Genomic DNA, 20,901 nt, shown 5'->3' on the forward strand with positions numbered 1-20,901 from the left:
GAACTGAAGCTGGGCTATTTCGGCAACGTCACCCACGCCCCCGCGCTGGTGGGCGTCAAGCAGGGTTTCCTTGCCAGGAGCCTGGGCGAGACCAAGCTCAGCACGCAGGTGTTCAACGCCGGCCCGGCCGCGATCGAAGCCCTCAACGCCGGTGCGATCGATGCCACCTACATCGGCCCGAACCCGGCGATCAACTCGTTCGTGAAGAGCAAGGGCGAGTCCGTGAGCATCATCGCCGGGGCCGCGGCGGGCGGCGCGCAGCTGGTGGTGAAACCGGAGATCGCCGCCGCGGCGGATTTGAAGGGCAAGACCCTGTCCACGCCGCAGCTGGGCGGAACCCAGGACGTGGCGCTGCGGGCCTGGCTGGCCGCGCAGGGCTACAAAACCAACACCGACGGCAGCGGCGACGTGGCCATCAACCCCACCGAGAACGCCCAGACCCTGAAGCTGTTCCAGGACGGCAAGCTCGACGGCGCGTGGCTGCCCGAGCCCTGGGCGTCCCGGCTGGTGCTGCAGGCCGGCGCCAAGGTGCTGGTGGACGAGAAGGACCTGTGGGACGGGTCCCTGACCGGGAAGCCGGGCGAGTTCCCCACCACCATCCTGATCGTGAGCAAGAAGTTCGCCACCGACCACCCCGACACCGTCAAAGCCCTGCTCAAGGGCCACGCCGAATCCGTGGCATGGCTCAACTCCGCCGCCGCGGACGAGAAGTCCTCCGTCATCAACGCCGCGCTGAAGGAAGCCTCCGGCGCTGAACTGAAGGCAGACGTCATCGAGCGGTCGCTGAAGAACATCGTCTTCACCGTGGATCCGCTCGCCGGAGCCTACAAGAAGCTGCTCGAGGACGGTGTGAAGGCCGGCACCACCAAGGAAGCCGACATCAGCGGCATCTTGGATCTCACGGCACTGAACAGCGTCACCGCCGAAACCGGCGGCAGCAAGGTCAGCGCCGCCGGACTCGGCAAGGAGTAGCCGCCTTAGTGCTCGATTCTTTCGGTCCGTCCGCTGTGCAGGGAACGGGTGGCCGCCTCGGCAATGGCCTGCGCCTTGAGCCCGTCCTCCAGCGAGGGCGTGGGTGCCGTGCCGTCCTCCAGCGCGGAAACGAAGTGTGCGAGTGCCGCGGCGTAGGTGGGCTTCACGAGCTCGAACCAGCCCGGATGCAGGCCGTCGTCGATGACCTGCCCCGCCCGGTACCGGGACACCGCACCCGTGCGCCGGCGCTGCGTCTCGGCCATCCCCTCGGAGCCGAACACCTCGATGCGTTCGTCGTAGCCGTAGCTGGTGCGCCGGATGCTGTCGATCTGCACCAGCGCCCCGGTGGGGAGGCGGAGCGTCACGGCGGAGGTGTCGACGTCGTCGTAGTCGGCAAGGCGCGGTTCCGCCAAAGCGGACCCGACGGCGGACACCTCCACGGGATCCAGCCCCGTCAGCCAGCGGACCAGGTCAAAGAAGTGCACGGTCTGGTCCCGCATCTGGCCCCCGGATGCGGCGATGTAGGACAACGGCGGAACGGCCGGCCCGCGGCTGGAGAGCTGGAGAAGTTCGACGGCGCCCACCTCCCCGGCGTCGATGATCCGCTTGAGTTCCACGTAGTCGCGGTCAAAACGGCGGTTGAAGTCCACCATCACCGGGACGCCGCGGCCGGCCGCGTGGGCAGCGGTTTCGCGGGCCCGGCGCAGGTCCAGGTCGATCGGTTTCTCGCACAGGACGGCCAGGCCGGCGTCGGCCGCGCGGGCCAGGTGCTCCGCGTGGGTGTCCGTGGAGGAAGCGATGAACACGGCGTCCACCTCCCGGGGGTCGAACACCTCGTCCAGGTCGCTGACGGCTTGGGTGCCGTGGACTTCGGCCAGGGCTTTGGCCCGGTCGTGGTCGATGTCGTAGATCCGGGAAAAGTCGATGCCCCGGTGCGCGGCAAGGTTGGCGGCATGGACGGAGCCGATGAAACCGGCTCCGAGAAGGGCGAAGCGTTGCATGTCAGATTCCTGCTTCCTGGAACGACGCCGCAGGACGGCCGGCGCCGGGCGAGACCCAGGCGGAGTCCCGGTGGTGCGATGCCGCCACGGCTTCGACGAATTGGACACCCAGGAGCCCGTCGATGCCGGTGGGGATAGTCAGTTCCCGTGACGGCGGCGGCGTGCCGTCGCGGCGGGCGCGCAGGATGTCCGCCAGGTCGCGGTAGAAGTTGGCGAACGCCTCGAGGAACCCCTCGGGGTGGCCCAGGCCAACGCGGGTGAGCCGGGTGGCGTCTTCGGACAGCGTGCCGAGGCCGTGGGTGAGGACCGTGGTGGCGCCGTCCAGGTCCTGGACGGTGAGGTGGTGCGGGTCCTCGTGCTGCCATTCGAGGCTGCCTTTGTCGCCATACACCCTGATGCGCAGGCCGTGGTTGTGGCCGGTGGCGGCCATGCTGGCCCAGAGCCTGGCCGGCACTCCCCCGGCCAGTTCAAGTTCCACTGTGGCGTGGTCGAAGACGCGGCGGCCGGGCACCAGGGTGCTCAGCCGGCCGGACACGCGGTCCGCGTCCAGTCCGGTGATATAGCGCAGCAGGTGGTACGCGTGGGTTCCGAGGTCACCCACCACGCTGGGGAATCCGGCAATATCCGGATTGGTCCGCCAGCGCGCCTGTTTGTGGCCCTGTTCCTCGAGCGGCGTGGCCGCCCAGCCGGAGGCGTGTTCGACGTCGACGAAGGTCACCCGGCCCAGGCCGCCGTCGCGGACCATCCGCGCCGCGTGACGCACCATCGCGTACGCGGAATAGCAGTGCGGGACCGCCAGGACGCAATTGTTTTCGGCGGCAAGCCGCACCAGCTCGGCTGCGGTGCCCGAGTCCCGGGTCAGCGGCTTCTCGCACACCACGGAGATCCCGGCTTCGAGGAAGGCGCGGGCGATGTCGAAGTGGCTGTCGTTGGGCGTCGCCACGACCACGACGTCGGCGCCGTCCGGCCGCGCTGCCTCGGCGGCTGCCATTTCCGTATAGTCCCGGTACGAGCGGTCCCCGGCAATGCCCAGCTCCGCGGCCAGGGCGAGGGACACTTCGCGGTCCCTGCCGAAAACGCCCGATGTCAGCTCGAACTGGTCATCCAGCCGCATCGCATACCGATGGGTCTTGCCGATGTCCGCCCCGGCTCCGCCTCCCACCATTCCTGCGACCAGCCGGCGTGTACGCGGTTCACTCATGACGTTTCCTTCGATTTTGGACAAGTATTGGACCGGTCCATAATGGAGGAGGAACAAGCCGTTAGTCAACCCCTTATGCTGAGGTGGGACCGAGAGGAGACGCAGCATGGACAGTTCGCCCGCATCCGGCGACCAGCCGCGCAGGCCCACCATTCGGGACGTCGCCGAGCGGGCCGGGGTCTCCAAGTCCCTGGTGTCTTTGGTGCTCGGCGGATCCGCCAGCGTGAGCCCCGGCCGCCGCCAGGCCGTGCAGGATGCCATGGCCGAACTCGACTACCGGCCCAACCAGCTTGCCCGCGGCCTCTCGAGCCCGCGCAGCGGCACCATCGGCGTGCTCCTCAATGACCTGCGCAATCCGTGGTTCGTGGAACTGCTGGAAGGGCTGAGCGCCTCGCTTCATGCGGCGGGAGTCTCGCCCGTCCTTGTCGATTCCTACACGGACCACCGGGTGGGCCGGCACTCGGTGGAAACCCTGCTCGAGCAGCGCATCGACGGCATCGTCGTTGTCGGCACCACCACGGAATCCGCCGCGCTGGAGGCGGCTGCCAGGACCGTTCCGGTAGTCCTCGCCGGCACACGGGAACCCGAGCTGGACCGGACCGACGTCGTGGTCAACGACGACGAAGCCGGCGCGCGCCAGGCGACCGGACACCTCATCTCCCTGGGCCACCGCCGCATCGCGCACCTGCAGGGGCCGGGCCGGATCGCCGAACTGCGGCGCGAAGGCTACGAATCATCCATGCGCGCCGCGGGGCTTGAGCCGCTGGTGGTGGCCGGCGGCATGAGCGAGGAAAGCGGCTACGACGCCACCCAGCGGCTGCTGGCCCGCAAGGAACGGCCCACGGCGATCTTCGCATTCAATGACATCGCCTGCATCGGAGCGTTGTCCGCCGCCGATGACCGGGGGCTCAGCGTCCCGGACGACCTCTCGCTGGTGGGCTACGACAACACCTACCTGGCCAAGATCCGGCACCTCTCGCTGACGTCGGTGGACAACGGCAACATCGCCGTGGGCCTGCAGGCCGGCAAGTTCATCCTGGAGCGCAGGGACCACCCGGAGCTGCCAAAGCGGCTGCATCTGGTACCCACCCAGCTCGTGGTGCGCGGGTCCACCGGGCACGCGCCGGCCTGACTGCAGCGGACGGCCCAACGGGGCCACCCGCCGTCGAACCTCAACCGCCGATGTAGCGGTCCCGCCCGGCCCGGTAGCCGAACACTGCGGCCAGCGTACCGACGACGAGGAACAGCACGCCGGCGGCCGCGAAGGAGCCGGTGCCCTGGTGCAGCTGGCCCACCATCAGGGTGCCCGTGGAGCCGAGGCCGTAGCCCACTCCCTGCATCATGCCGGACAGGTGGGCCGCCGTGTGACCGTCCCGGGTCCGCAGCATGATCATGGTCAGGGCCACGGCGGTCAGGCTGCCCTGGCCGAGTCCCAGCAGGCCGGTCCACACCCAGATGAAGTCCAGCGGCCCGAAGATGCTCAGCGCGAACCCGCCGCCGGTCATGAGCGCCACCACCGTGTTGATGGCCCGCTGGTCGCCGAACCTTGCGGCCAGCGCCGGCGCGAAGAGTGAACCGAGCATCTGCAGGACGATGGAGGCGGAGACGATCAACCCGGCCGTGCCGCCGTCCACTCCGCGTTCCCGCAGGATGGGGGCCAGCCAGGCGAACACGCTGAAGGACATCATGGCCTGCAGCACCATAAAAATGGTGACCTGCCAGGCCACCGCCGAGCGCCACACGTTCACGCCGTCGGCCACGGCCTGGTGCCGCGGGTGCCGCTGCCGGACGGCCAACGGCAGGAACAGCACAAGGACGACGGCGGCGGGCAGCGCCCAGAACCACAGCGCCGCCGTCCACTCCCCCGACGCGGCGAATACCGGGTACGTGAATCCGGCGCCCAGGGCGGCCGAGGCGCAGATGGCCGTGGTGTAGAGGCCGCCCATCAGCCCGAGCCTGTGCGGGAAGTCCCGTTTCACCAGTCCCGGCAGCAGCACGTTGCACAGGGCGATCGCCGCCCCGCAGGCAGCTGTCCCGGCAAGGAGGGCGGGCAGGTGGCCGGCGCCCGGCAGCTCGAACGGACGCAGCAGCAGCCCGGCAGTGAGCACAGCCATGGCTCCCAGCAGTACCCGCTCGGCACCGAAACGCCGGGCGAGGACGGGCGCCAGCGGGGCGAATACCCCCAGCAGTGTCACCGGCACGGTGGTAAGGACCACCACCGCCCAGCCCGGCAGGCCGGCGTCGGAGCGTATTTCCGGGAGTACCGCGGCGAAACTGGAGAACACCGTCCGCAGGTTCAGCCCGATCAGCACCAGGCATACTCCGAGGTACACCAGCCCGCGGCGGCTGCTGACGCGGGTGGGCTCGGCTGCGGGAAGCTCATCAATCTCGGCGTCCACCAGCGTGCCGGAGGTGTCGCTCCTGAAGCGGCCCGGGGCTTTGGTCTGCGCGGCATTGCCCGCGGAATTGCGCGATGGTTTGCTCGATGGCTCGCTCGCGGCAGCGTTCTTGGCTCGGTTCGTGGCTTCGGTCACGCGCCCCATTCTCGCAGGAGTTATCCACATAGCTATGAATCCCCGCGGCGGCATGCAACCGCCGCCGCTAGGGCGTGCTGACGATCAAGTACCGCTCGTCGGTGATCTCCTTGCCCCACAATGCCGGGTCCCCCAGCATGGTCACGGCGGCGTTCCTCCGGTGACGGCGGACCAGCTCCAGGCAGCGTTCGGCGGATATTCCGGCACCGGTCCCCCACAGCCCTTCCACGAGGATCATGGTGCCCGAACCGCGAAGCAGCCCGGCCCAGCGGGCCAGTGCCGCGTCCGGATCCGGCAGCGCCCACAGCACATGGCGGGCAAGCACCGCATCGAAGGAGTCCGGCGCCAGGGCCGGCGCAGACGCGTCGCCCACCACGAACTCTGCGGGCACTCCCGCGCCCGCAGCCTTCGCCCGGGCGAGGTCCACCATGTTCCCTGACAGGTCCACGCCCCGCACGCGGTGCCCGGCACCGGCCAGCAGCAGCGAAAGACTGCCGGTCCCGCAGCCAAGGTCCGCCACCTCACTGCCGGGTTCCGGAATCAGCGGCAAAAGCAGCGCCTCCCATGCTCCGCGGACGGCGGGGTCGGCCAGACCGTGGTCCGCCTCGTCGTCGAACGTCTCCGCCTGGTTGTCCCAATAGCTGCGCACGGCATCAGTCATGCGGGACAGTCTGGCATGTCCGGCGCGGGCTCGAAAGGCAAGGCGGCACCCCAGTGCCAGGGGAGTTTTTGTCCGCTTGTCGAGGCTTGGAGCGCTCCCGCCCCGCGTTTGCCGGGCCAAAACTCAACTATTCTGGAAGGGATGAGTGAATCCCCAGAAACCCCTGAGCCTTCCGCTGCCCAGTCGCCGGACACAGCCGCTGAATCAGCCCCAGGGCAGCCGCAGGCCCCCCGCCCGGTAACCCCCGGCACGCAGGCTTCGTTCGGCACCTACGGCGGCCGGCCCGTCAGCTTTGTGCGCCGCGGAACCCGTTTGCAGGGCCGCCGGCAGGTGGCCTGGGAGGAGCACTCGGACCGCTGGGCGGTCGACGTCCCGCGGCACATCGCCAACACCTCCGTGCACCCGGACTACGTGTTCGACGCCGAGGCGGAGTTCGGCCGCAAGGCGCCCCTGATCGTGGAGATCGGCTCGGGCCTTGGCGACGCTGTCTGCCACGCGGCGGAAGAGAACCCGGACTGGGATTTCCTGGCCGTGGAGGTGTACACCCCCGGGCTCGCCAACACCATGATCAAGATCAACAGCCGCGGGCTCAAGAACGTCCGCGTGGTGGAAGCCAACGCGCCGGAGGTCCTCGCCACAATGCTGCCGGCAGGATCGGTCAGCGAGGTCTGGGTCTTCTTCCCGGACCCCTGGCACAAGTCGCGCCATCACAAGCGCCGCCTGATCCAGCCCGAGTTCGCCGAGCTCGTTGCCACCGCCCTCCAGCCAGGCGGCCTGTTCCGGGTGGCCACGGACTGGTCCAACTACGCCGTCCATGTCCGCGACGTGATGACCGGCTCCGACCGTTTCGTCAATCTGCACGACGGCGAACGCAGGGGTCCCGAAAGCCCCCTTACCCAGGTGTGGCAGTCCGGGGTCGAGTCCCTGGTGGGCGGCGCTCCGGTCAAGGAGGGGCGCGCCCCGGTAAGCACCGAACACACCGGCCCCAACGAGGGCGTGGACGAGACCGGCGGCTGGGCACCCCGGTTCGAAGGCCGGATCCGGACGAGCTTCGAAAACAAGGCCCATGAAGCCGGCCGCCTCATCTTCGATCTGTGCTACCGGCGGTTATGATGCACCATGGCCTCCGTCCAGCCCTCCGCGGCTCAACCTGCCCCGCCGCTCCGGTCCGCTGATTCACGCGGGCTGGCGGCCGGCATCACCAGCCTGGTCTGCGCCGTGCTGGCACCGGTCGCGGCAATGGTCGGCCTGTCAACGTTCATCATGGCGGCGGCCGAGCCACTCATGGCAAACGTCCCGCTGCCGGACACCAGCGGCTACTGGATCCTGCTGATGGTCCTGGTGGGCCTGATGGCGGGGCTGGTCCTGACCTCGGTGATTACCGGAATCGTAGCCATCAAAAGGTCGCGCCGGATGAACGCCGCCAGGATCACCGGCCTGCTTGGCCTCGCTTTTACGGCCTTCAACCTGGCGGGCGGCATGTGGACCTGGACCGGCCTGGCCGGGCCCTGGCCCCTCCTCGGCTAGGCCCGGGCTTCGGGCAAGGCGGCTTGGCGCTCAACGCGGCACCCGTGCCCGGCGCGGCGTCCGTGCCCGGCGCGGCGTCAGCTGACCCTGATGGCGCCGACCACGTCTTTGAGCAGGCCGATCCGCGGCTCGAGCTGCGGGTCCACATACGGCCAGATCACCACAACGCCGATGAACCTGTCTTTTTCCCAGACGCCCACCGTGGCGGCCGCTTTCGCGTCTCCCCGGGCGTCGTCATAACCGACAACGACGGCGTAGGCGGCTTTGCCGGGAAGGTTCAGTTCGCCCTCGGTCAGCAGGCTGCCGCCGCGCTCGTCAAGATAGTGGGCCGACATCAGGTGGGCCCAGCCGTTGGCCTCGGCCGGACCTTCAACGGAGGTGTCGTCCTTGATAACGGTGACCAGGACGTCCCCCAGCAGCCCGTACTGCTCCGTGTTGGGGCCGGCAGTGGAATCGTCCAGGACCAGGGTGTGCTCGGGGAAGTCCGCCGTGAAACCGAGCGGGGATTCGATGTGAACTGTCATGGCTGGTGGTTGCTCCTTCAGCGAAAAGTCAGTGTGTGTGCAGGGCTGTGTGTGCAGGGCACGCGGCGGCATTACAGCCGGGACAGCCGGGTGTCGTTGGGGACCTTCTGGTAGGTGCTGACGTTCGTGCTGACCTGGTTTTCCGTGCTGACCTTGACCTCGCCGGCCTTGACATCGAACCCTGCCTCGTTGGACGCCGTGACCACGCTGTTCACCTGGATGGTGGCGGATCCCGCCTCGTAGAGCCTGGCCGCATCCCGGGCGGCTGCCGCGTCGTTCCCGAGTGCCACGTTCTTCATGTAGCTGTCGATCACGGCGCTGTTTTCCGGTGTGTAGTCGATGTCGATCTTGACGGTGCCCTGCGTGCCGGCTGTCACGCTGGATTCGACGTTCCCCGCCTTTACATCCATGCCCTCCTTGACGCCCTGCGTCACGGTACCTTCCAGGGACAGGGACACCGAACTGAGGTTGTTGTCCCTGTCCATGTTCAGCTCCAGGCCGCCCTTGCCGGAGGCTTCAAACGTCCGCCCGTCCAGGTCCAGGTTGCCCTCGGCGGACACTTCCACGCTGCCCTTGGACGTCCCGTCGCTGAGGTTCTTTTCGTAGGCCAGTTCCAGCTTCGCGGAGCCGGCGGCATCGGCGGATTCAGCCCCGGCCTCAAAGCTCAGCGACCCCTTGGCCTTGTCCTCGTGCCCGTTGGAACCGTTGTCCGAGGCGGCCTCGTTCAAGGTGTCCAGGATGTAGTCCGGCGGGTTGCCGGCCACGTCCTTAATGTCGCCCACGCTGTCCGGCGGGAGATCCGCATACATCTGGTTCCGGGCCGCCAAGGCCTCTTCGATGCTGTCGAAGGTGTACTCGCGGGCCACTTCGCCGGTGAGTGTGGCACCGGCCGACCCGGAGGCGTCGTTCACGCCGAGGCCCATGTTGCCGTAGACCTTCACGGTGGCAGAGCCGTCCGCGTTTTCCACCACCTCCGTGCCCACCTCTGCGCCGCCGTGGACCCACAGCACGCGCGCCTCAATGGAGGCCTTCCCTGTCTCCGTGTAGACCGGGATGTCTTCCTTGGCCAGCTCCAGCAGGTGCTCCCGGGCCAGGTCCTGGGCCGACTCCGGAATCCCGCCGTCCATGGCCATGAGCTCTTCGGCCAACGGACCGTCCGGGCCCTCGCCCTCGATCAGGTACTTCTTGTCCGCGGCCGAGAGCCCGTCCCACCACCTGGCCTGTTCCTCCGGGGTGGCCCCTGCCATCGTGGCCAGCTGGCCCTGGAGCTCCGCCCGGTGTTCGGCGGCCGCACGCGCAGCCTCGAGCTTTTCCTGCACCCAGTTTTTCATCTGCTCGAACAGGCCGGACGGCCCGCCCGGCCCGGCACTCGTGCTGCCGGAGCCGGCCGCCGAGGACCGTTCCTGCTCGGCGGCGTTCTGGAGCAGGATCTTCGAGTTCTGCCGGAGGCTTGCCACCACCCGCTCGATGCTGGGGCGGTGGCTTCCGGTCCACTCCTGCCGGAAACGCTCGCCGTCGCTGCCTTTCCAGGGTGCCGCGAGGATCTGGCTCTGCAGCGAGGATGCCCGGCTGCTGAGCAATGAAGCGGCCTTATCTGCTGCCTTGGCCAAGGCGCGAAGCTGACTGACGTCAGCACCGTAAAAGGTCATGGTGTCTCCCCGGAAGAGTGATGCAGCTGCGACGGTGGCGGCTGGTCCATATCGTGCCATGTCGCACTGTGCGGTGCCATGGGCATCACTCCCCATGCCTCCCGCCCGCAGCAGTCCGTGCCGGGGCAGGGATCTGTTCGGAAGCCGGTTCCCGTGGCACGATGGGGCTCTAACACGCACGGCGGGACATCCCCGCGGCGACAAGAACTGCACGAGGATCCGGACATCAAAAAAGAACTGAGAGAGGCCGCTGACACGGCCGAGGAAGTCACCAATTCGCGGCCGCTGGAGCTTATGGCCCGTGCCGGATTCGCTGTCAGCGGCATCCTGCACTTCCTGGTGGGCTCCATTGCGATCCGCCTGGCCATGGGCGGGCAGGGCAAGGCGGACGTCAGCGGCGCCGTGCAGGAACTGGCCAGCCAGCCGGCCGGCCCCATACTGCTGTGGAGCAGCTTCGCCGCCTGCGTGGCCCTGGCCATCTGGCAGACCAGCGACGCGATTTTCGACTACAGCCACCTGCCGAAGCGGGACAAGGTTCTGCGGAAGCTCAAAGCAGCAGGCCAGGCCGTGGTGTTTGCCGCGTTCGCCGTCACGCTTGCCTCGTTCGCGATCGGCACCGGGAAGGACAACAGCCAGTCCACGAGCGACTTCACCATCGCACTGATGAAGGCCCCCGGCGGCGTTGCACTGCTGATCGCCATCGGCGCCGGGGTTGCCATCACGGGAGTTGTCTACGGTATCCGGGGCATCCGTAAGTCGTTCGAAAAGCACCTCCGGATGCCTCCGCCCGGCACCATGCGCACCGCCGTCACCGTCCTCGGCGTGGTGGGCTACATCGCAAAGGGTTTCGCGCTGCTGCTGGTGGGCCTGCTGATCGTCATCGCCACCGTCCAGTCACATCCGGAGGAATCCACCGGGCTCGACGGCGGGCTGAAGGCCCTGCGGGACCAGCCGTTCGGACTGTACCTGCTGGCCGCCGTCGGAATCGGCCTGATCTGCTACGGCGTCTTCCAGGTGGTGCGGGCCAAACTGGCCAAGATGTAGCCGCCTGCGTTCGCCCGGCTAGGGTGGACGCATGCCCCAGGTACGCGCCGAACGCTTCATCCGCCTCGATCCGGAGACCGCGTTTGCGTTCTCCCAGACCACCGGCGAGTTCCGGCTGAAGTGGGATCCCTTCATCTCGGCGCAGGCGTGGCTGGACGGCGCCCGGGCCGCGGGCAAGGGCGTCCGCACCCGCACAGTCTCGAAGATGGGACTGGTGATGGTGAGCGAATACGTCTCCTACGCACCTCCCCGGAATGTGGGAATGACCATGGTGTCCGGCCCGTGGTTCTTCGGCAACTTTGGCGGCGGGTGGCGTTTCACCGCGGCCGACGGCGGCACCCGGGCGGTGTGGAAGTACACCTTTTCGTGCCGGCCGGCGTGGCTGCGGCCCGTGGCGGAGAGGATCGGCAGCTGGCTGCTGGGCCGCGAAATCGAAAAACGCATCGAAGCCTTCGCACGGGCGTGCGAGGATCCGCAGCTCGTGCAGGAGTTCCGCGCCCTGCAGCCCTAAGGCCGCCCGCCCTCGAGGGCCGCCCGGACGCGCTCTCCGATGCCCCGCAGCCGGCTCAGGGGTTCGGTGGCATAAACCAGCCGCACGTACCGCGGCGCCACATCCTGGCCCCACGCCGTCATGGGAGTGGCCGCTATCCGGCCCGTGGCCAGGAGCCGCCGGGACAGTTCCGGCGCCCGCATGCCCAGCGCCTCCGCGTCCAGCAGCAGCGACCAGCCGCCTTCAGGCACCACAACCGGCAGCCCGGCCAGCTCCTCGAGCACCAGGTCCCGGCGCGACTGCCATTCGCGCACCGCACCGGCGATCCCGTCATCGCTGTTGGTCAGTGCCGCGAGGACACCGGCCTGGTTGAAGCCGCTGGCCACGGCGGTGTTGTAGATCGCGGCGAGTGCCACGTCTCCCATCACTTCCACGGGGCCGGCCACCCAGCCCACGCGCCAGCCGATCATGCGGTAGTTTTTGGAAACGCCGCCCAGCGTGATGGTGTGCGGGGCCAGCTCCGGAAATGAGGCCGGATGCCGGTACGGCAGGCCGTCGAACAGGATCCTGTCCATGGCTGCGTCATAGATCAGCCAGCAGTCCGCGTGCAGGCAGGCGTCCCGCACGGCGCCCCATTCGGCGTCGTTGAGCACGTGCCCGGTGGGCATTGCCGGGCTCATCAGCAGGATGGCACGGGTTCGGGCGGACACCGCAGCGGCCAGCCGTGCCGGGTCGAGGCGCCAGCGCCCGCCGGAAACCATCAGCGGGACGAACACCGGCACCGCCCCTGCCAGCCGGACCCTGTTGACCATGCCCGCATAGGTGGGATCCGTGACGATCACTTCGTCGCCGTGGTCCACCGTTGCCAGGAGCACGCTCAGCATCCCCGCGAGCGCGCCGCCGGTAATCACCACCTCGGAGCGCGGATCGTAGGCGAGCCCGGTCTGCTGCCGGAGCCGGTGGGCCACGGCCTGGCGGAGGGCCAGCGTGCCGGTGAAGGGGAGCCAGCTGTTGGCGGCTTTGTTTCCCACTGCTTCCCGGGTGGCCATGACGGCCGACGGCGGCGGCGCGATGTCCGTGTCCAGGTTCTCCATGCGGAGCACGTCAGGATCACCACCGACGGCGGCTGCCACCTTATCGATGCCGAAGGGCTGAATCCGGGCAAACCGCCCGGTCCTGCCGCGGACCATGTGCCCAGCCTCCCACCGGGCGCAGGGTGCGTCAATGGGCCCCGGACGAGCCGTCCACCATGGAAATGACGGCCACGGTCTGCTGCCCCTCGGTGCGCAGTTCCACGCTGCTGATCCGGCTGATCTGGGTGGGTGTGGCCCCGGTGATCCTGGAGCGGCCCCCGGGCGTCGCGGACCAGCTGCAGGCCCGGTCCTCGGTGCCGTCCTGGCCCTTGACCCACAGGGACAGGGTGCCCTGGGTGGGCAGGCTGGTGCCGGAAAACGACACCTCGGTCCCCCAGGCCTTCTTCATGAGGGCAAGCTGGACCTGGAGTCCGCCGGGGGCCTCCACGGAGTAGCTGGCGTCCGGCCGGGGCGGCTGGTTGAATAGCGGCGCGGCCAGCACTCCCAGTGCCAGGCACGCGGCGGCCACCGCGCCGACGAACGCCGCCCACCGCCGTCGTGATTTCCTCCGACGGGCCGCCAGTTCGTCCAGCAAGGCAGCGGGCTCCGCCGCGGAAGCCACTGCCCCCAACGCAGTGGCCTCCGGTGTTGCCGGCGCCGCGGAGGCGGGCCCGGTCAGGGCGACGGCGTCGGCAACGGGAAGGGCGTCCAGCAGTGCCGGCAGGCTGGCGAGTTCGTCGAGCTCGCGGCGGCAGTCCGCGCACCCGGCCAGGTGCTGCTCGAACCGCGACACGTCGGCCGGCTCCAGGCCGCCCAGCAGGTAGGCCCCCAGCAGGTGGTGCATTTCCGCACTGCTCACCGCTGCACCCCCATTTCGTCAAGGATGGTCCGCAGCGCCCGCACCGCGTAGAAGGCGCGGGACTTCACCGTCCCGGCCGGGATGTTCAGCTCCGCGGCTGTTTCCGCGACAGTGCAGCGGCGGTAGTGCAGTGCCACCAGGACGTCCCGGTGTTCGGTGCTCAGCCGCAGCAGGGCTTCCTCCATCAGCACGCGGTTGAGCAGCTCATCAACCCGTTCGGTGGCTTCCGCCGGGTCCGCCACGTCCCGCTCCGTCGCTTCGATGGGACGGCGCTGGGCCTTGCGGTAGTTGTCGATCATGATGTTCCGGGCGGTCCGGAAAAGGTAGCTCCGCAGGCTCCCGGTGATCTCCGGAGCCTGCTGCCAGACACGGAGCACGGTCTCCTGGACCACGTCGTCGGCGAGCTGCGGATCCCGGGAGGCGCTCAGCACGAAGCGCCGCAGCGCCGGGCCGTGCTCCCGGTAGATCGCCGCTACCACGTCCTCATCGAGCGGCATCCCCGCCCCTCCTGCCGTGCTGATGGTCCCCTGCATTGTGTGTGCTGCCTCGTGCTGCTTCGTGTGCTGCCGCCGGGCAGGACGCCCGCCGTTCCCCCGTTACGACGCCACCCGGACCCAAACGGTTCACCGGCCAAATGGCACCGTCCCAAAGGGTTCGCAGGCGCCGGCGGTTCACCGGGCAGCCGTTTGAACCATTCTGCGTCGTTGGACGTCGTACCGGATAGCGCCTGGCCGCTTGGCCGGCCCGAATCCAAGGAGCAGGACATGAAAAAGCAATGGGGCATCGGCCTGTCCGTGGTTGCGCTGGCCGCGGCTCTCACCGGCTGTGGCGGCGGCACCGGAACAACGCCCACCACTGCGGCGGGTACGACGTCGGCCTCCGTCCCCGCGGAAAGCTCCGCCCCTGTGGGAACCTCGTCGTCTCCGGTCCCGGCGGGCGCGGCTGAACTGAAGACGGCGTCATCGGCCGCTGGCCAGATCGTGGTGGACGCGAAAGGCATGAGCGTCTACTTCTTCACCAAGGATGTGAAGGACTCCGGCACCAGCGCGTGCACGGGCGCGTGCATTGCCGCGTGGCCGCCGGTCCTCACGGAATCGGCCGCACCCGCTGTTGAGGGCGTGACGGGCACCGTCGGAACCATCTCCACACCGGAGGGGAAGAAGCAGGTGACCATTAACGGCCTGCCGGTGTACTACTACGTCAAGGACAAAGCCGCCGGTGACATCACCGGCCAGGGCGTCGGCAACGTCTGGTATCTCGTGGACCCGGCGGGCGGGATGGTGCAGGCGGCCGCCGGAGGGTACTAACCGCCGCTGTGGCCGGGAATCGGCAGGTCCACCGGGGGCGTGGGCACCAGCCCGGACGGGTCGGGACTCACCGGGGACGTCGGCAGCGGCTTCCCGGAAGGCAGCTGGCCTGACCCCGGGAGTGAGCCCAAGTCCCGGGGATCGGGCTTGGGCAGGTTGAGTTCCGGTGCGTGCGTCTGGCTTGGCGAAGGGGAGGCCGGCTCGGCCGGCGTCCCCTTACCGGGCTGTACGCCGGGCACGGAACTGCTTTCGGCAGGAGAAGGGGCCGGCGAGGCGGGTGTGGACGCGGGCGAACCCGGCACCGTTCCGGCGGGATCCGTGGCAGGCTGGCCGCCCGTTTTTCCCCCGCTTCCAGAGGTCATGGTTCCCACCACCAGCGTCACCGCGTGGCCGACGTTTCCCAGGGCGTGGCGGAAGTTCTCATCGGATGCTGCAGCGGCGGCACCGCCGGCGGCGAGGGCCGCGGCAACGGTGAGGGCCGTGAGCGGCAGGCGGTGTTTGCGCCGCCGCCGGGCAGCGAGTTCGTCGATGACCGGTTCGTCAACCGCGGGTTCCGGGGTTGCGGTTTCGTGGACAGCCGGCGCCAGGGCGAGCGTGGCGACGGGGACAGTAGCCGGTGCGGCGGCCGGCGCCATGAGTGCGGCCACTGCGGCGGACGGCCGGGGGCTGTCCGCCGCCAGGGCACGAAGTTCCAGCAGTACCGGGCGGAGGTCTGCGGCATCGTCCATGCCGGCGTCGGCCAGCAGGTCGTCAATGATCTGCTGGTTCCGGGATGAGGAGGTGTCACTCATGATCTGCCTGGCTTCCTGTTGAGGCGCGTTCCCTGAGGGCGCTGAGCGCCCTGCGATGCAACTGTTTGACTGCTCCCGGGGTCCTGCCCATGATCTCGGCGGCTTGTTCCACGGACAGGTCCGCGACCACCCGGAGGGCGAGGACTTCCTGGTGGTCCGGGCTGAGCCCTTCAAGCAGGGCTCCTGCCCCGCCGCCATTCGCCTTTGCCAGCGCCAGTTCTTCGGCCGACGCCGTGCTGCGCGCGTCAAGCTCGGATTCGTAGGGGCTGAGCGTCGGGGTGCGCTCATTGCGGCGGTAGTGGTCCACCATCCGTGCGTGGGCGATGGAGAAGATGAGTGACTTGGCGCCCTGGAGCCCGCCGCGCAGGCCGTCAAGCTTCGGATAGAAGGCAAGGAACACGTCCTGGGTGACCGCTTCCGGGTCATCCACGCCGCGCGCCCTCAGGTACCCCAGGACGGCGCCGGAGAACTTTCGGTAGACAAGGGTGAACAGCACGGCGGGGTCGGCCCCGTCCGTGTGCACGTATTCATCTGCCAAAGTGTCGAGCACCCTGAGGCTCCTCCATCCTGCGGGGCACGGTCACATATCTTCCGGGTTCGGAAGGCTGCGGACCGGCCCCTGTTGCACCGCGGGACTCCTGCCAACGGAAGGAGTCCCGCGATCCACCATAGGTAACTGCGTTACGGACGGCCAGCCGAGGTGGGCAGCTCCGGGAGCTGGGTGGGGACTTCGGCGGGGATCTCCGGGGCGGCCGGAACAGCTGCCTGGGTGGGCAGTTCCGGTGCTTCCGGCACCTTCGGAGCTTCAACGTCCACAGCAGCGCCGCCGTTGCCGGAAACTTCGGCCTTGTTGCTGTCAGCCTTGGCCGTTGCGTTGGCCGCGGCCGTGACTCCAGCGCAGTAGCCGTCGATGTTGGCTTCGCCTTCAGCGGCGATGGCCAGCGACTTGAAGCCGGTGGAGGAGGCGTTCAGGCCGCCCCTGGCGAAGGCGGTGCACAGGCCGAATGCGGCCGGGCCGGTGGCGTCAGGGCCGACGGCGCTTGCGGATGCTTCGCCGCTGGCGTTCTCGCCCTCAACGGAGCCGGCGGCATCAGCGGAAGCGGACGGCGTAGCCGAAGCGGAAGCTGCAGCGTCGGCGCTGGCGTCGGACGTGGCAGTCTCGGAAACGCCGCCTACGTGCGGAGCGGGGGCGCCGAGCAGTTCGTGGGCGCTCTGCTGGACGTCAGCAGGAAGGGCTCCGGCAAATGCGGCTGCGCCGGTGCCACCGACCGCCAGCGTGCCGGCCGCCAATGCGCTCGCGGCAATCTTGCTAGAGGCAAAAACAGTGAACAAGGACATGAAACCCTCCGAAAACATATACAACAGTGTCAGTAACGGCCAGGTTGATCCGGCCACTCAAGCGGTGCGGACTCGGTCCGCACTCCCCTTACATCGCCCCGGGCTCCGGAAAAGTTACGCGGTCCCGAAAATTCTTTTGAAACCGCCCGTCCGCCGGCCGAATCGGGTCCGGCGTTAGGATCAGGACATGGGCGAGCCGACCGATCTGAAAAATGCTGCGAAGACCTGGCAGACCATGGTGGACAGCAACCGTGCGCTGCTCCTGCGCAAGTCCGGCCGCGATGCCGGCTGGTGGGCTGCCCGGGGCCATGAGGCCGGGCTGCGGAATGATGCGGAACTCCGCGACTGGATGCGGGACAAGCACGGCATCACCGGTTACGCGCAGTATGCCGTGTCCTGGGAGATGTTCGGCTACCCCGAGTTCATGCTGCGCGACGCCGACGAACTGATCGACGCCCAGTACGCCGGCCACCCCGGGCTGCGGCCGATCGCGGACGCTCTCCTGGCCTGGGCAGCTGAAACGGAGGGCGTGGAGATCCAGCTGAGGAAAGGCTACGTGTCACTCCACTCGCCGCGGCGGAAGTTCGCCCAGGTCACACGGGCCAACAACACGAGCGTGGACATCACGCTCCGGCTGGACGCTCCGGCGGAGGGCCTGCTCAGCGCCGTCAAAGTGCGCGATGGTGATTCCTTCGGCCGCAAGGTGAGGCTGGCGTCCGTTGAGGACGTGGACGACGCCGTCCTGGGCTTCCTCGCGGAAGCGCTCCACCAGAACAGCTGAGCAGGTATCAGGCGTCGGCGGCGGGAAGGACGAAGGACACTGTGGTGCCCTCCCCCGGGGCGCTGGTGAGGCTGATGGAGCCGCCGTGTCCTTCGATAATGGTCTTGCTGATCGGAAGGCCAAGGCCTGCGCCCGGAATGGCGGTATCGCGGGACCTGGCGGATCGGAAAAACTTGGCAAAGGCCTGTTCCTGATCCTCCTTCGTCATGCCTGTGCCCGTGTCAGTGATGGAGCAGACCAGTTCCTTGCCGTTCCTGCGGGCCCGCACGGTAATGCGTCCGCCGTCCGGCGAGTACTTCACCGCGTTCGATATCAGGTTGCCCACCACCTGCCGGATCCTGACCGGGTCCACCCGGGCAGTCAGCGGTTCTTCCGTGTCCAGCACCAGGGCCGCTCCGCAGAGGGCAGCCTTCGCGTGGTGGGCGGCCACGGCGGCGCCCAGGAGCCCTGCCATGTCCGTCTCCTGCAGGACGAGCTCCACGTTTTCAGACGCGACGGCGATCAGGTCATTCACGAGGCCCAGGAGGTGGACGGCGTTCCGCTCCACGATCCGCAGCTCAGCCTGGATGTCTTCGTGGCCCGGTTCGTCAATGACGAGTTCCATGTACCCGAGTATTGACGTCAGCGGTGTGCGGAGCTCATGCGATACCGTGGCGACGAAGTTGTCCTTGGCAGCGAGGGCATTGATCAGCGCGGTCACCTCGGCGAAGGTGACAACAGCTCCCGTGTTGGTCCCGTCCAGGGACCGGATGGCGCGGCCGCTGACGGAATAGGCCCGCTGCCCGGTATCTTCGCCGGCCCAGTACAGCTCATTGGTGAACGTCTCACCGCGGGATGCCCGCACTGCAGGGAAACCGTCCGGCGGCACCGGAGTGGTCCTGTCGCCATAAAAAAGCTCGGGAGATCCTGTGGCTGGCGTCAGGCGGGCCAGCGAAGGATCGGTCCGCATCGCCCTGTTGGTCAGCACATCCTGACCGCTTGCGTCCACCACCCAAACGCCCACGTCAACAGTTGAAAGCACGGCATCAAGCAGCCGCTGGCGCCGGACGCTCTCGGCGAGGGTTGCTGCCAGGTCACGGTCCTTCCGGACCAGCGTCCCGCGTTGCCGGTACAGCGCACCCGCCACCACGTGGGCCGTCACCGCGATCGCGGCCATTACCAGCGGCAGGAAGATTGTCCGGATCATTGACCCCTGCAACGGGTCCGCTCCCAAGGCGACGGCAGGGACGACCGTGCTAAGCACAGTGGCGAGAATCGCCAGGACAACGCGGTGCCGGTGCCGGCTGACGGACAGCCATACCACCGGGAAAACCAGCAGCAGGCTCAGGACATTGAAGCTGGGGCCGCCTGCTTGCCGCGTGAATCCGATGGCCACGCAGTCAAGGACCGGTATCAGCGTGAACGCTTCAGGGTGCAGCTTCCCCCAGGGAACGGCAAGGCAGAGTCCGAGCAACGCGGCATGTGCCAGCACGGCGATCCTGAAGGTGTCGTCCGCCAGCGCTTCCGGGCTGAAGATCGCAGCAGCAACCACAACCAGGAACAAGGTAACGGACAGCGGCAACTGGCCCATCACCACGCGGCCCCGGACCCCGAGCCGGCCGAAGAACCGGTCGATCCAGTCGGCCAGTAGCGCGTCCCAGGCCGGCCGTGCGGCCTCCGCCGGCGGCCTGTCATTGCCTGGCCCTGCCGCACGCTCGTTCATGTCGATCGGGCCGCTTGCTTGGATACGTACCATCCGTCTGTCCCCCCGGCACAGAAAAGAATCCCCCCGGGCTGCTTCAAGGGCGCTGACCACAGTGTAGACCGCCCGGACGGGGGATCGGGGTTGCGGCGTTGCCCCGCACGGTTCGGAGCCTGTGCCCTAAGCCGCGGGCTGTGAAAAGATCAAGCATGCGTCCCATGCAGCACTCCAGCAAACTCCAGAACGTCCGCTACGAACTCCGCGGGCCCATCCTCCAGGCGGCCAAGGAGATGGAAGCCGAAGGGCACCGGATCCTCAAGATGAATCTTGGCGACACGGCACCGTTCGGACTGGAAACCCCCGAGTCCGTAGTGGTGGACATGATCCACCACCTGCGCGGGGCGCAGGGCTACAGCGATTCCAAAGGGATCTTCTCCGCGCGCACGGCGATCTCGCAGTACTACCAGACCCGCGGCCTGATGCAGATCGGCGTCGAGGACATCTTCATCGGCAACGGCGTGAGCGAACTTATTTCCATGTGCCTCCAGGCGTTCATGGAAGACGGCGACGAGGTCCTCATCCCGGCCCCGGATTACCCGCTGTGGACAGCCGCCGTCACCCTGACCGGCGGCAAGCCCGTCCACTACCTGTGCGACGAGGACGAGCACTGGTGGCCGGACATGGCCGACGTCGAATCGAAGATCACCAAGCGCACCAGGGCAATCGTGATCATCAACCCGAACAACCCCACGGGCGCCGTCTATCCGCGGCACATCCTGGAGCAGTTTGCGGCGCTGGCACGCAAGCACCACCTGGTGCTGTTCTCGGACGAAATCTACGAGAAGATCCTGTACGAAAAGGCCCAGCACATCCACACCGCCTCCGTGGCGGAGGACATCTGCGTCCTGACGTTCAGCGGCCTCTCCAAGGCCTACCGGATGCCCGGCTACCGCGCAGGATGGGTGGCCGTCACGGGCCCGCTCGCGGCAACCCAGGCGTACCGCGAAGGCCTGGAGCTGCTGGCTTCCCTGCGCCTGTGCCCCAACGTCCCCGCCCAGCATGCCATCCAGACCTGCCTTGGCGGCTACCAGAGCATCGAGGCCCTGGTCCGGCCCGGGGGCCGGCTGCGCGAGCAGCGGGACCGCGCCCACCAGCTGCTCACCGCGATTCCCGGCGTCACGTGTGTACCGGCGGCCGCCGCCATGTACCTGTTTCCCCGCCTGGACCCGGAGCTCTACCCGTTCAAGAGCGACGAACAGTTCGTCCTGGACCTCCTGCGTGAACAGAAAATCCTGGTTTCGCACGGCACGGCGTTCAACTGGCCCAGGCCGGACCACTTCCGCTTCGTCATCCTTCCCTCAGTCGAGGACATCGAGGAAGCAGTGCGCCGCATCGCGGCCTTCCTCGCCTCCTACCGGATCGGCGTGGAGGACGAGGCCTAAGCCAGGACCGGACCGCTCATCACCGG

22 protein-coding genes are annotated in these 20,901 nt (G+C 68.2%); 9 read left to right on the plus strand and 13 right to left on the minus strand.

What is annotated here, in order from left to right:
• The coding region (locus BS38_RS0111075; protein WP_028270860.1) for an ABC transporter substrate-binding protein at window positions 1-972 on the plus strand (972 nt) is incomplete at its 5' end.
• 5 nt (window positions 973-977) lie between these two features.
• On the opposite strand, the gene BS38_RS0111080 is transcribed toward BS38_RS0111075, so the two are convergent.
• Together BS38_RS0111080 and BS38_RS24955 are read right to left on the minus strand one after the other, a co-directional pair.
• A complete protein-coding gene (locus BS38_RS0111080; protein WP_028270861.1) occupies window positions 978-1,973 on the minus strand; it encodes a Gfo/Idh/MocA family oxidoreductase in 996 nt (331 codons plus the stop codon).
• Window position 1,974: 1 nt separating this feature from the next.
• A complete protein-coding gene (locus tag BS38_RS24955; RefSeq protein WP_043438409.1) occupies window positions 1,975-3,174 on the minus strand; it encodes a Gfo/Idh/MocA family protein in 1,200 nt (399 codons plus the stop codon).
• Window positions 3,175-3,280: 106 nt separating this feature from the next.
• Between BS38_RS24955 and BS38_RS0111090 the strand changes: the two genes are divergently transcribed.
• Window positions 3,281-4,306, plus strand: coding sequence for a LacI family DNA-binding transcriptional regulator (locus BS38_RS0111090; RefSeq protein WP_028270862.1), 1,026 nt, complete (start codon window positions 3,281-3,283; stop codon window positions 4,304-4,306).
• A gap of 40 nt (window positions 4,307-4,346) precedes the next feature.
• On the opposite strand, the gene BS38_RS0111095 is transcribed toward BS38_RS0111090, so the two are convergent.
• Together BS38_RS0111095 and BS38_RS0111100 are read right to left on the minus strand one after the other, a co-directional pair.
• The gene (locus tag BS38_RS0111095) at window positions 4,347-5,708 is read right to left on the minus strand and encodes an MFS transporter (RefSeq protein WP_442853345.1); all 1,362 of its coding nucleotides are present in this window, start codon (window positions 5,706-5,708) and stop codon (window positions 4,347-4,349) included.
• A gap of 67 nt (window positions 5,709-5,775) precedes the next feature.
• Window positions 5,776-6,369, minus strand: a complete 594-nt coding sequence (locus BS38_RS0111100; RefSeq protein WP_028270864.1) for a class I SAM-dependent methyltransferase — start codon at window positions 6,367-6,369, stop codon at window positions 5,776-5,778.
• A gap of 141 nt (window positions 6,370-6,510) precedes the next feature.
• Between BS38_RS0111100 and trmB the strand changes: the two genes are divergently transcribed.
• Together trmB and BS38_RS24960 are read left to right on the plus strand one after the other, a co-directional pair.
• Window positions 6,511-7,482, plus strand: coding sequence for a tRNA (guanosine(46)-N7)-methyltransferase TrmB (trmB, locus tag BS38_RS0111105; protein WP_028270865.1), 972 nt, complete (start codon window positions 6,511-6,513; stop codon window positions 7,480-7,482).
• Window positions 7,483-7,488: 6 nt separating this feature from the next.
• On the plus strand, window positions 7,489-7,896 hold the full coding sequence (locus tag BS38_RS24960) for a hypothetical protein (protein ID WP_051628855.1): 408 nt from the start codon (window positions 7,489-7,491) through the stop codon (window positions 7,894-7,896).
• Window positions 7,897-7,973: 77 nt separating this feature from the next.
• Here BS38_RS24960 and BS38_RS0111115 read toward each other — a convergent pair whose 3' ends face one another.
• Complete coding sequence (locus tag BS38_RS0111115; RefSeq protein ID WP_028270866.1) at window positions 7,974-8,420, minus strand: hypothetical protein; 447 nt, start codon at window positions 8,418-8,420, stop codon at window positions 7,974-7,976.
• 71 nt (window positions 8,421-8,491) lie between these two features.
• Window positions 8,492-10,069, minus strand: a complete 1,578-nt coding sequence (locus BS38_RS0111120) for a hypothetical protein (RefSeq protein ID WP_028270867.1) — start codon at window positions 10,067-10,069, stop codon at window positions 8,492-8,494.
• A 237-nt stretch (window positions 10,070-10,306) separates the two neighbouring features.
• Between BS38_RS0111120 and BS38_RS0111125 the strand changes: the two genes are divergently transcribed.
• Window positions 10,307-11,113: a DUF1206 domain-containing protein gene (locus tag BS38_RS0111125; protein WP_231511224.1), complete on the plus strand. Its 807-nt coding sequence runs from the start codon at window positions 10,307-10,309 to the stop codon at window positions 11,111-11,113.
• Between the two features lie 31 nt (window positions 11,114-11,144).
• The gene (locus tag BS38_RS0111130) at window positions 11,145-11,624 is read left to right on the plus strand and encodes an SRPBCC family protein (RefSeq protein ID WP_028270869.1); all 480 of its coding nucleotides are present in this window, start codon (window positions 11,145-11,147) and stop codon (window positions 11,622-11,624) included.
• On the opposite strand, the gene BS38_RS0111135 is transcribed toward BS38_RS0111130, so the two are convergent.
• From BS38_RS0111135 to BS38_RS0111145, 3 genes are read right to left on the minus strand one after another with little or no spacing between them, the layout of a single operon-like run.
• Window positions 11,621-12,793: a pyridoxal phosphate-dependent aminotransferase gene (locus tag BS38_RS0111135; protein WP_051628856.1), complete on the minus strand. Its 1,173-nt coding sequence runs from the start codon at window positions 12,791-12,793 to the stop codon at window positions 11,621-11,623. The two genes, BS38_RS0111130 and BS38_RS0111135, sit on opposite strands and share 4 nt — an antisense overlap.
• A 31-nt stretch (window positions 12,794-12,824) precedes the next feature.
• A complete protein-coding gene (locus BS38_RS0111140) occupies window positions 12,825-13,535 on the minus strand; it encodes an anti-sigma factor family protein (protein WP_028270871.1) in 711 nt (236 codons plus the stop codon).
• Window positions 13,532-14,032 carry a sigma-70 family RNA polymerase sigma factor gene (locus BS38_RS0111145; RefSeq protein ID WP_028270872.1) on the minus strand — a complete coding sequence of 167 codons (501 nt, stop codon included), beginning with the start codon at window positions 14,030-14,032 and terminating at the stop codon, window positions 13,532-13,534. The genes BS38_RS0111140 and BS38_RS0111145 overlap by 4 nt, the downstream gene beginning before the upstream one ends.
• Window positions 14,033-14,299: 267 nt before the next feature.
• Here BS38_RS0111145 and BS38_RS0111150 point away from each other — a divergent pair, with 267 nt between their 5' ends.
• A complete protein-coding gene (locus tag BS38_RS0111150) occupies window positions 14,300-14,842 on the plus strand; it encodes a COG4315 family predicted lipoprotein (protein ID WP_028270873.1) in 543 nt (180 codons plus the stop codon).
• Here BS38_RS0111150 and BS38_RS0111155 read toward each other — a convergent pair.
• From BS38_RS0111155 to BS38_RS0111165, 3 genes are all read right to left on the minus strand, one after another.
• On the minus strand, window positions 14,839-15,633 hold the full coding sequence (locus BS38_RS0111155; RefSeq protein ID WP_028270874.1) for a hypothetical protein: 795 nt from the start codon (window positions 15,631-15,633) through the stop codon (window positions 14,839-14,841). The two genes, BS38_RS0111150 and BS38_RS0111155, sit on opposite strands and share 4 nt — an antisense overlap.
• On the minus strand, window positions 15,626-16,183 hold the full coding sequence (locus BS38_RS0111160; protein WP_028270875.1) for an RNA polymerase sigma factor: 558 nt from the start codon (window positions 16,181-16,183) through the stop codon (window positions 15,626-15,628). Before BS38_RS0111160 ends, BS38_RS0111155 begins: the two co-directional genes overlap by 8 nt.
• A 131-nt stretch (window positions 16,184-16,314) precedes the next feature.
• Complete coding sequence (locus BS38_RS0111165; protein ID WP_028270876.1) at window positions 16,315-16,971, minus strand: hypothetical protein; 657 nt, start codon at window positions 16,969-16,971, stop codon at window positions 16,315-16,317.
• A gap of 187 nt (window positions 16,972-17,158) precedes the next feature.
• Here BS38_RS0111165 and BS38_RS0111170 point away from each other — a divergent pair, with 187 nt between their 5' ends.
• Window positions 17,159-17,752 (plus strand): DUF5655 domain-containing protein, encoded by a 594-nt coding sequence (locus BS38_RS0111170; RefSeq protein WP_231511212.1) that lies wholly within the window; start codon window positions 17,159-17,161, stop codon window positions 17,750-17,752.
• 7 nt (window positions 17,753-17,759) lie between these two features.
• Here the strand turns inward: BS38_RS0111170 and BS38_RS0111175 are convergent, their stop codons facing one another.
• Complete coding sequence (locus tag BS38_RS0111175; RefSeq protein ID WP_043438412.1) at window positions 17,760-19,487, minus strand: sensor histidine kinase; 1,728 nt, start codon at window positions 19,485-19,487, stop codon at window positions 17,760-17,762.
• A gap of 155 nt (window positions 19,488-19,642) precedes the next feature.
• Between BS38_RS0111175 and BS38_RS0111180 the strand changes: the two genes are divergently transcribed.
• Window positions 19,643-20,875, plus strand: coding sequence for a pyridoxal phosphate-dependent aminotransferase (locus BS38_RS0111180; RefSeq protein WP_028270879.1), 1,233 nt, complete (start codon window positions 19,643-19,645; stop codon window positions 20,873-20,875).
• Window positions 20,876-20,901 lie beyond the last annotated feature (26 nt).

Source organism: Arthrobacter sp. UNC362MFTsu5.1 (genome assembly GCF_000685965.1).
Classification (GTDB): Bacteria; Actinomycetota; Actinomycetes; order Actinomycetales; family Micrococcaceae; genus Arthrobacter.

Bases quoted from the DNA above. Each gene is read 5' to 3' on its own strand.
- BS38_RS0111135 (WP_051628856.1), bottom strand. From the start codon at position 12,793: ATGGTCCGCGGCAGGACCGGGCGGTTTGCCCGGATTCAGCCCTTCGGC.
- BS38_RS0111165 (WP_028270876.1), bottom strand. From the start codon at position 16,971: ATGTCCTTGTTCACTGTTTTTGCCTCTAGCAAGATTGCCGCGAGCGCA.
- BS38_RS0111130 (WP_028270869.1), top strand. From the start codon at position 11,145: ATGCCCCAGGTACGCGCCGAACGCTTCATCCGCCTCGATCCGGAGACC.
- BS38_RS0111170 (WP_231511212.1), top strand. From the start codon at position 17,159: ATGGGCGAGCCGACCGATCTGAAAAATGCTGCGAAGACCTGGCAGACC.
- BS38_RS0111150 (WP_028270873.1), top strand. From the start codon at position 14,300: ATGAAAAAGCAATGGGGCATCGGCCTGTCCGTGGTTGCGCTGGCCGCG.
- BS38_RS24960 (WP_051628855.1), top strand. From the start codon at position 7,489: ATGGCCTCCGTCCAGCCCTCCGCGGCTCAACCTGCCCCGCCGCTCCGG.
- trmB (WP_028270865.1), top strand. From the start codon at position 6,511: ATGAGTGAATCCCCAGAAACCCCTGAGCCTTCCGCTGCCCAGTCGCCG.
- BS38_RS0111155 (WP_028270874.1), bottom strand. From the start codon at position 15,633: ATGAGTGACACCTCCTCATCCCGGAACCAGCAGATCATTGACGACCTG.
- BS38_RS0111100 (WP_028270864.1), bottom strand. From the start codon at position 6,369: ATGACTGATGCCGTGCGCAGCTATTGGGACAACCAGGCGGAGACGTTC.
- BS38_RS0111175 (WP_043438412.1), bottom strand. From the start codon at position 19,487: ATGGTACGTATCCAAGCAAGCGGCCCGATCGACATGAACGAGCGTGCG.
- BS38_RS0111080 (WP_028270861.1), bottom strand. From the start codon at position 1,973: ATGCAACGCTTCGCCCTTCTCGGAGCCGGTTTCATCGGCTCCGTCCAT.
- BS38_RS0111090 (WP_028270862.1), top strand. From the start codon at position 3,281: ATGGACAGTTCGCCCGCATCCGGCGACCAGCCGCGCAGGCCCACCATT.
- BS38_RS24955 (WP_043438409.1), bottom strand. From the start codon at position 3,174: ATGAGTGAACCGCGTACACGCCGGCTGGTCGCAGGAATGGTGGGAGGC.
- BS38_RS0111145 (WP_028270872.1), bottom strand. From the start codon at position 14,032: ATGCCGCTCGATGAGGACGTGGTAGCGGCGATCTACCGGGAGCACGGC.
- BS38_RS0111180 (WP_028270879.1), top strand. From the start codon at position 19,643: ATGCGTCCCATGCAGCACTCCAGCAAACTCCAGAACGTCCGCTACGAA.
- BS38_RS0111115 (WP_028270866.1), bottom strand. From the start codon at position 8,420: ATGACAGTTCACATCGAATCCCCGCTCGGTTTCACGGCGGACTTCCCC.
- BS38_RS0111120 (WP_028270867.1), bottom strand. From the start codon at position 10,069: ATGACCTTTTACGGTGCTGACGTCAGTCAGCTTCGCGCCTTGGCCAAG.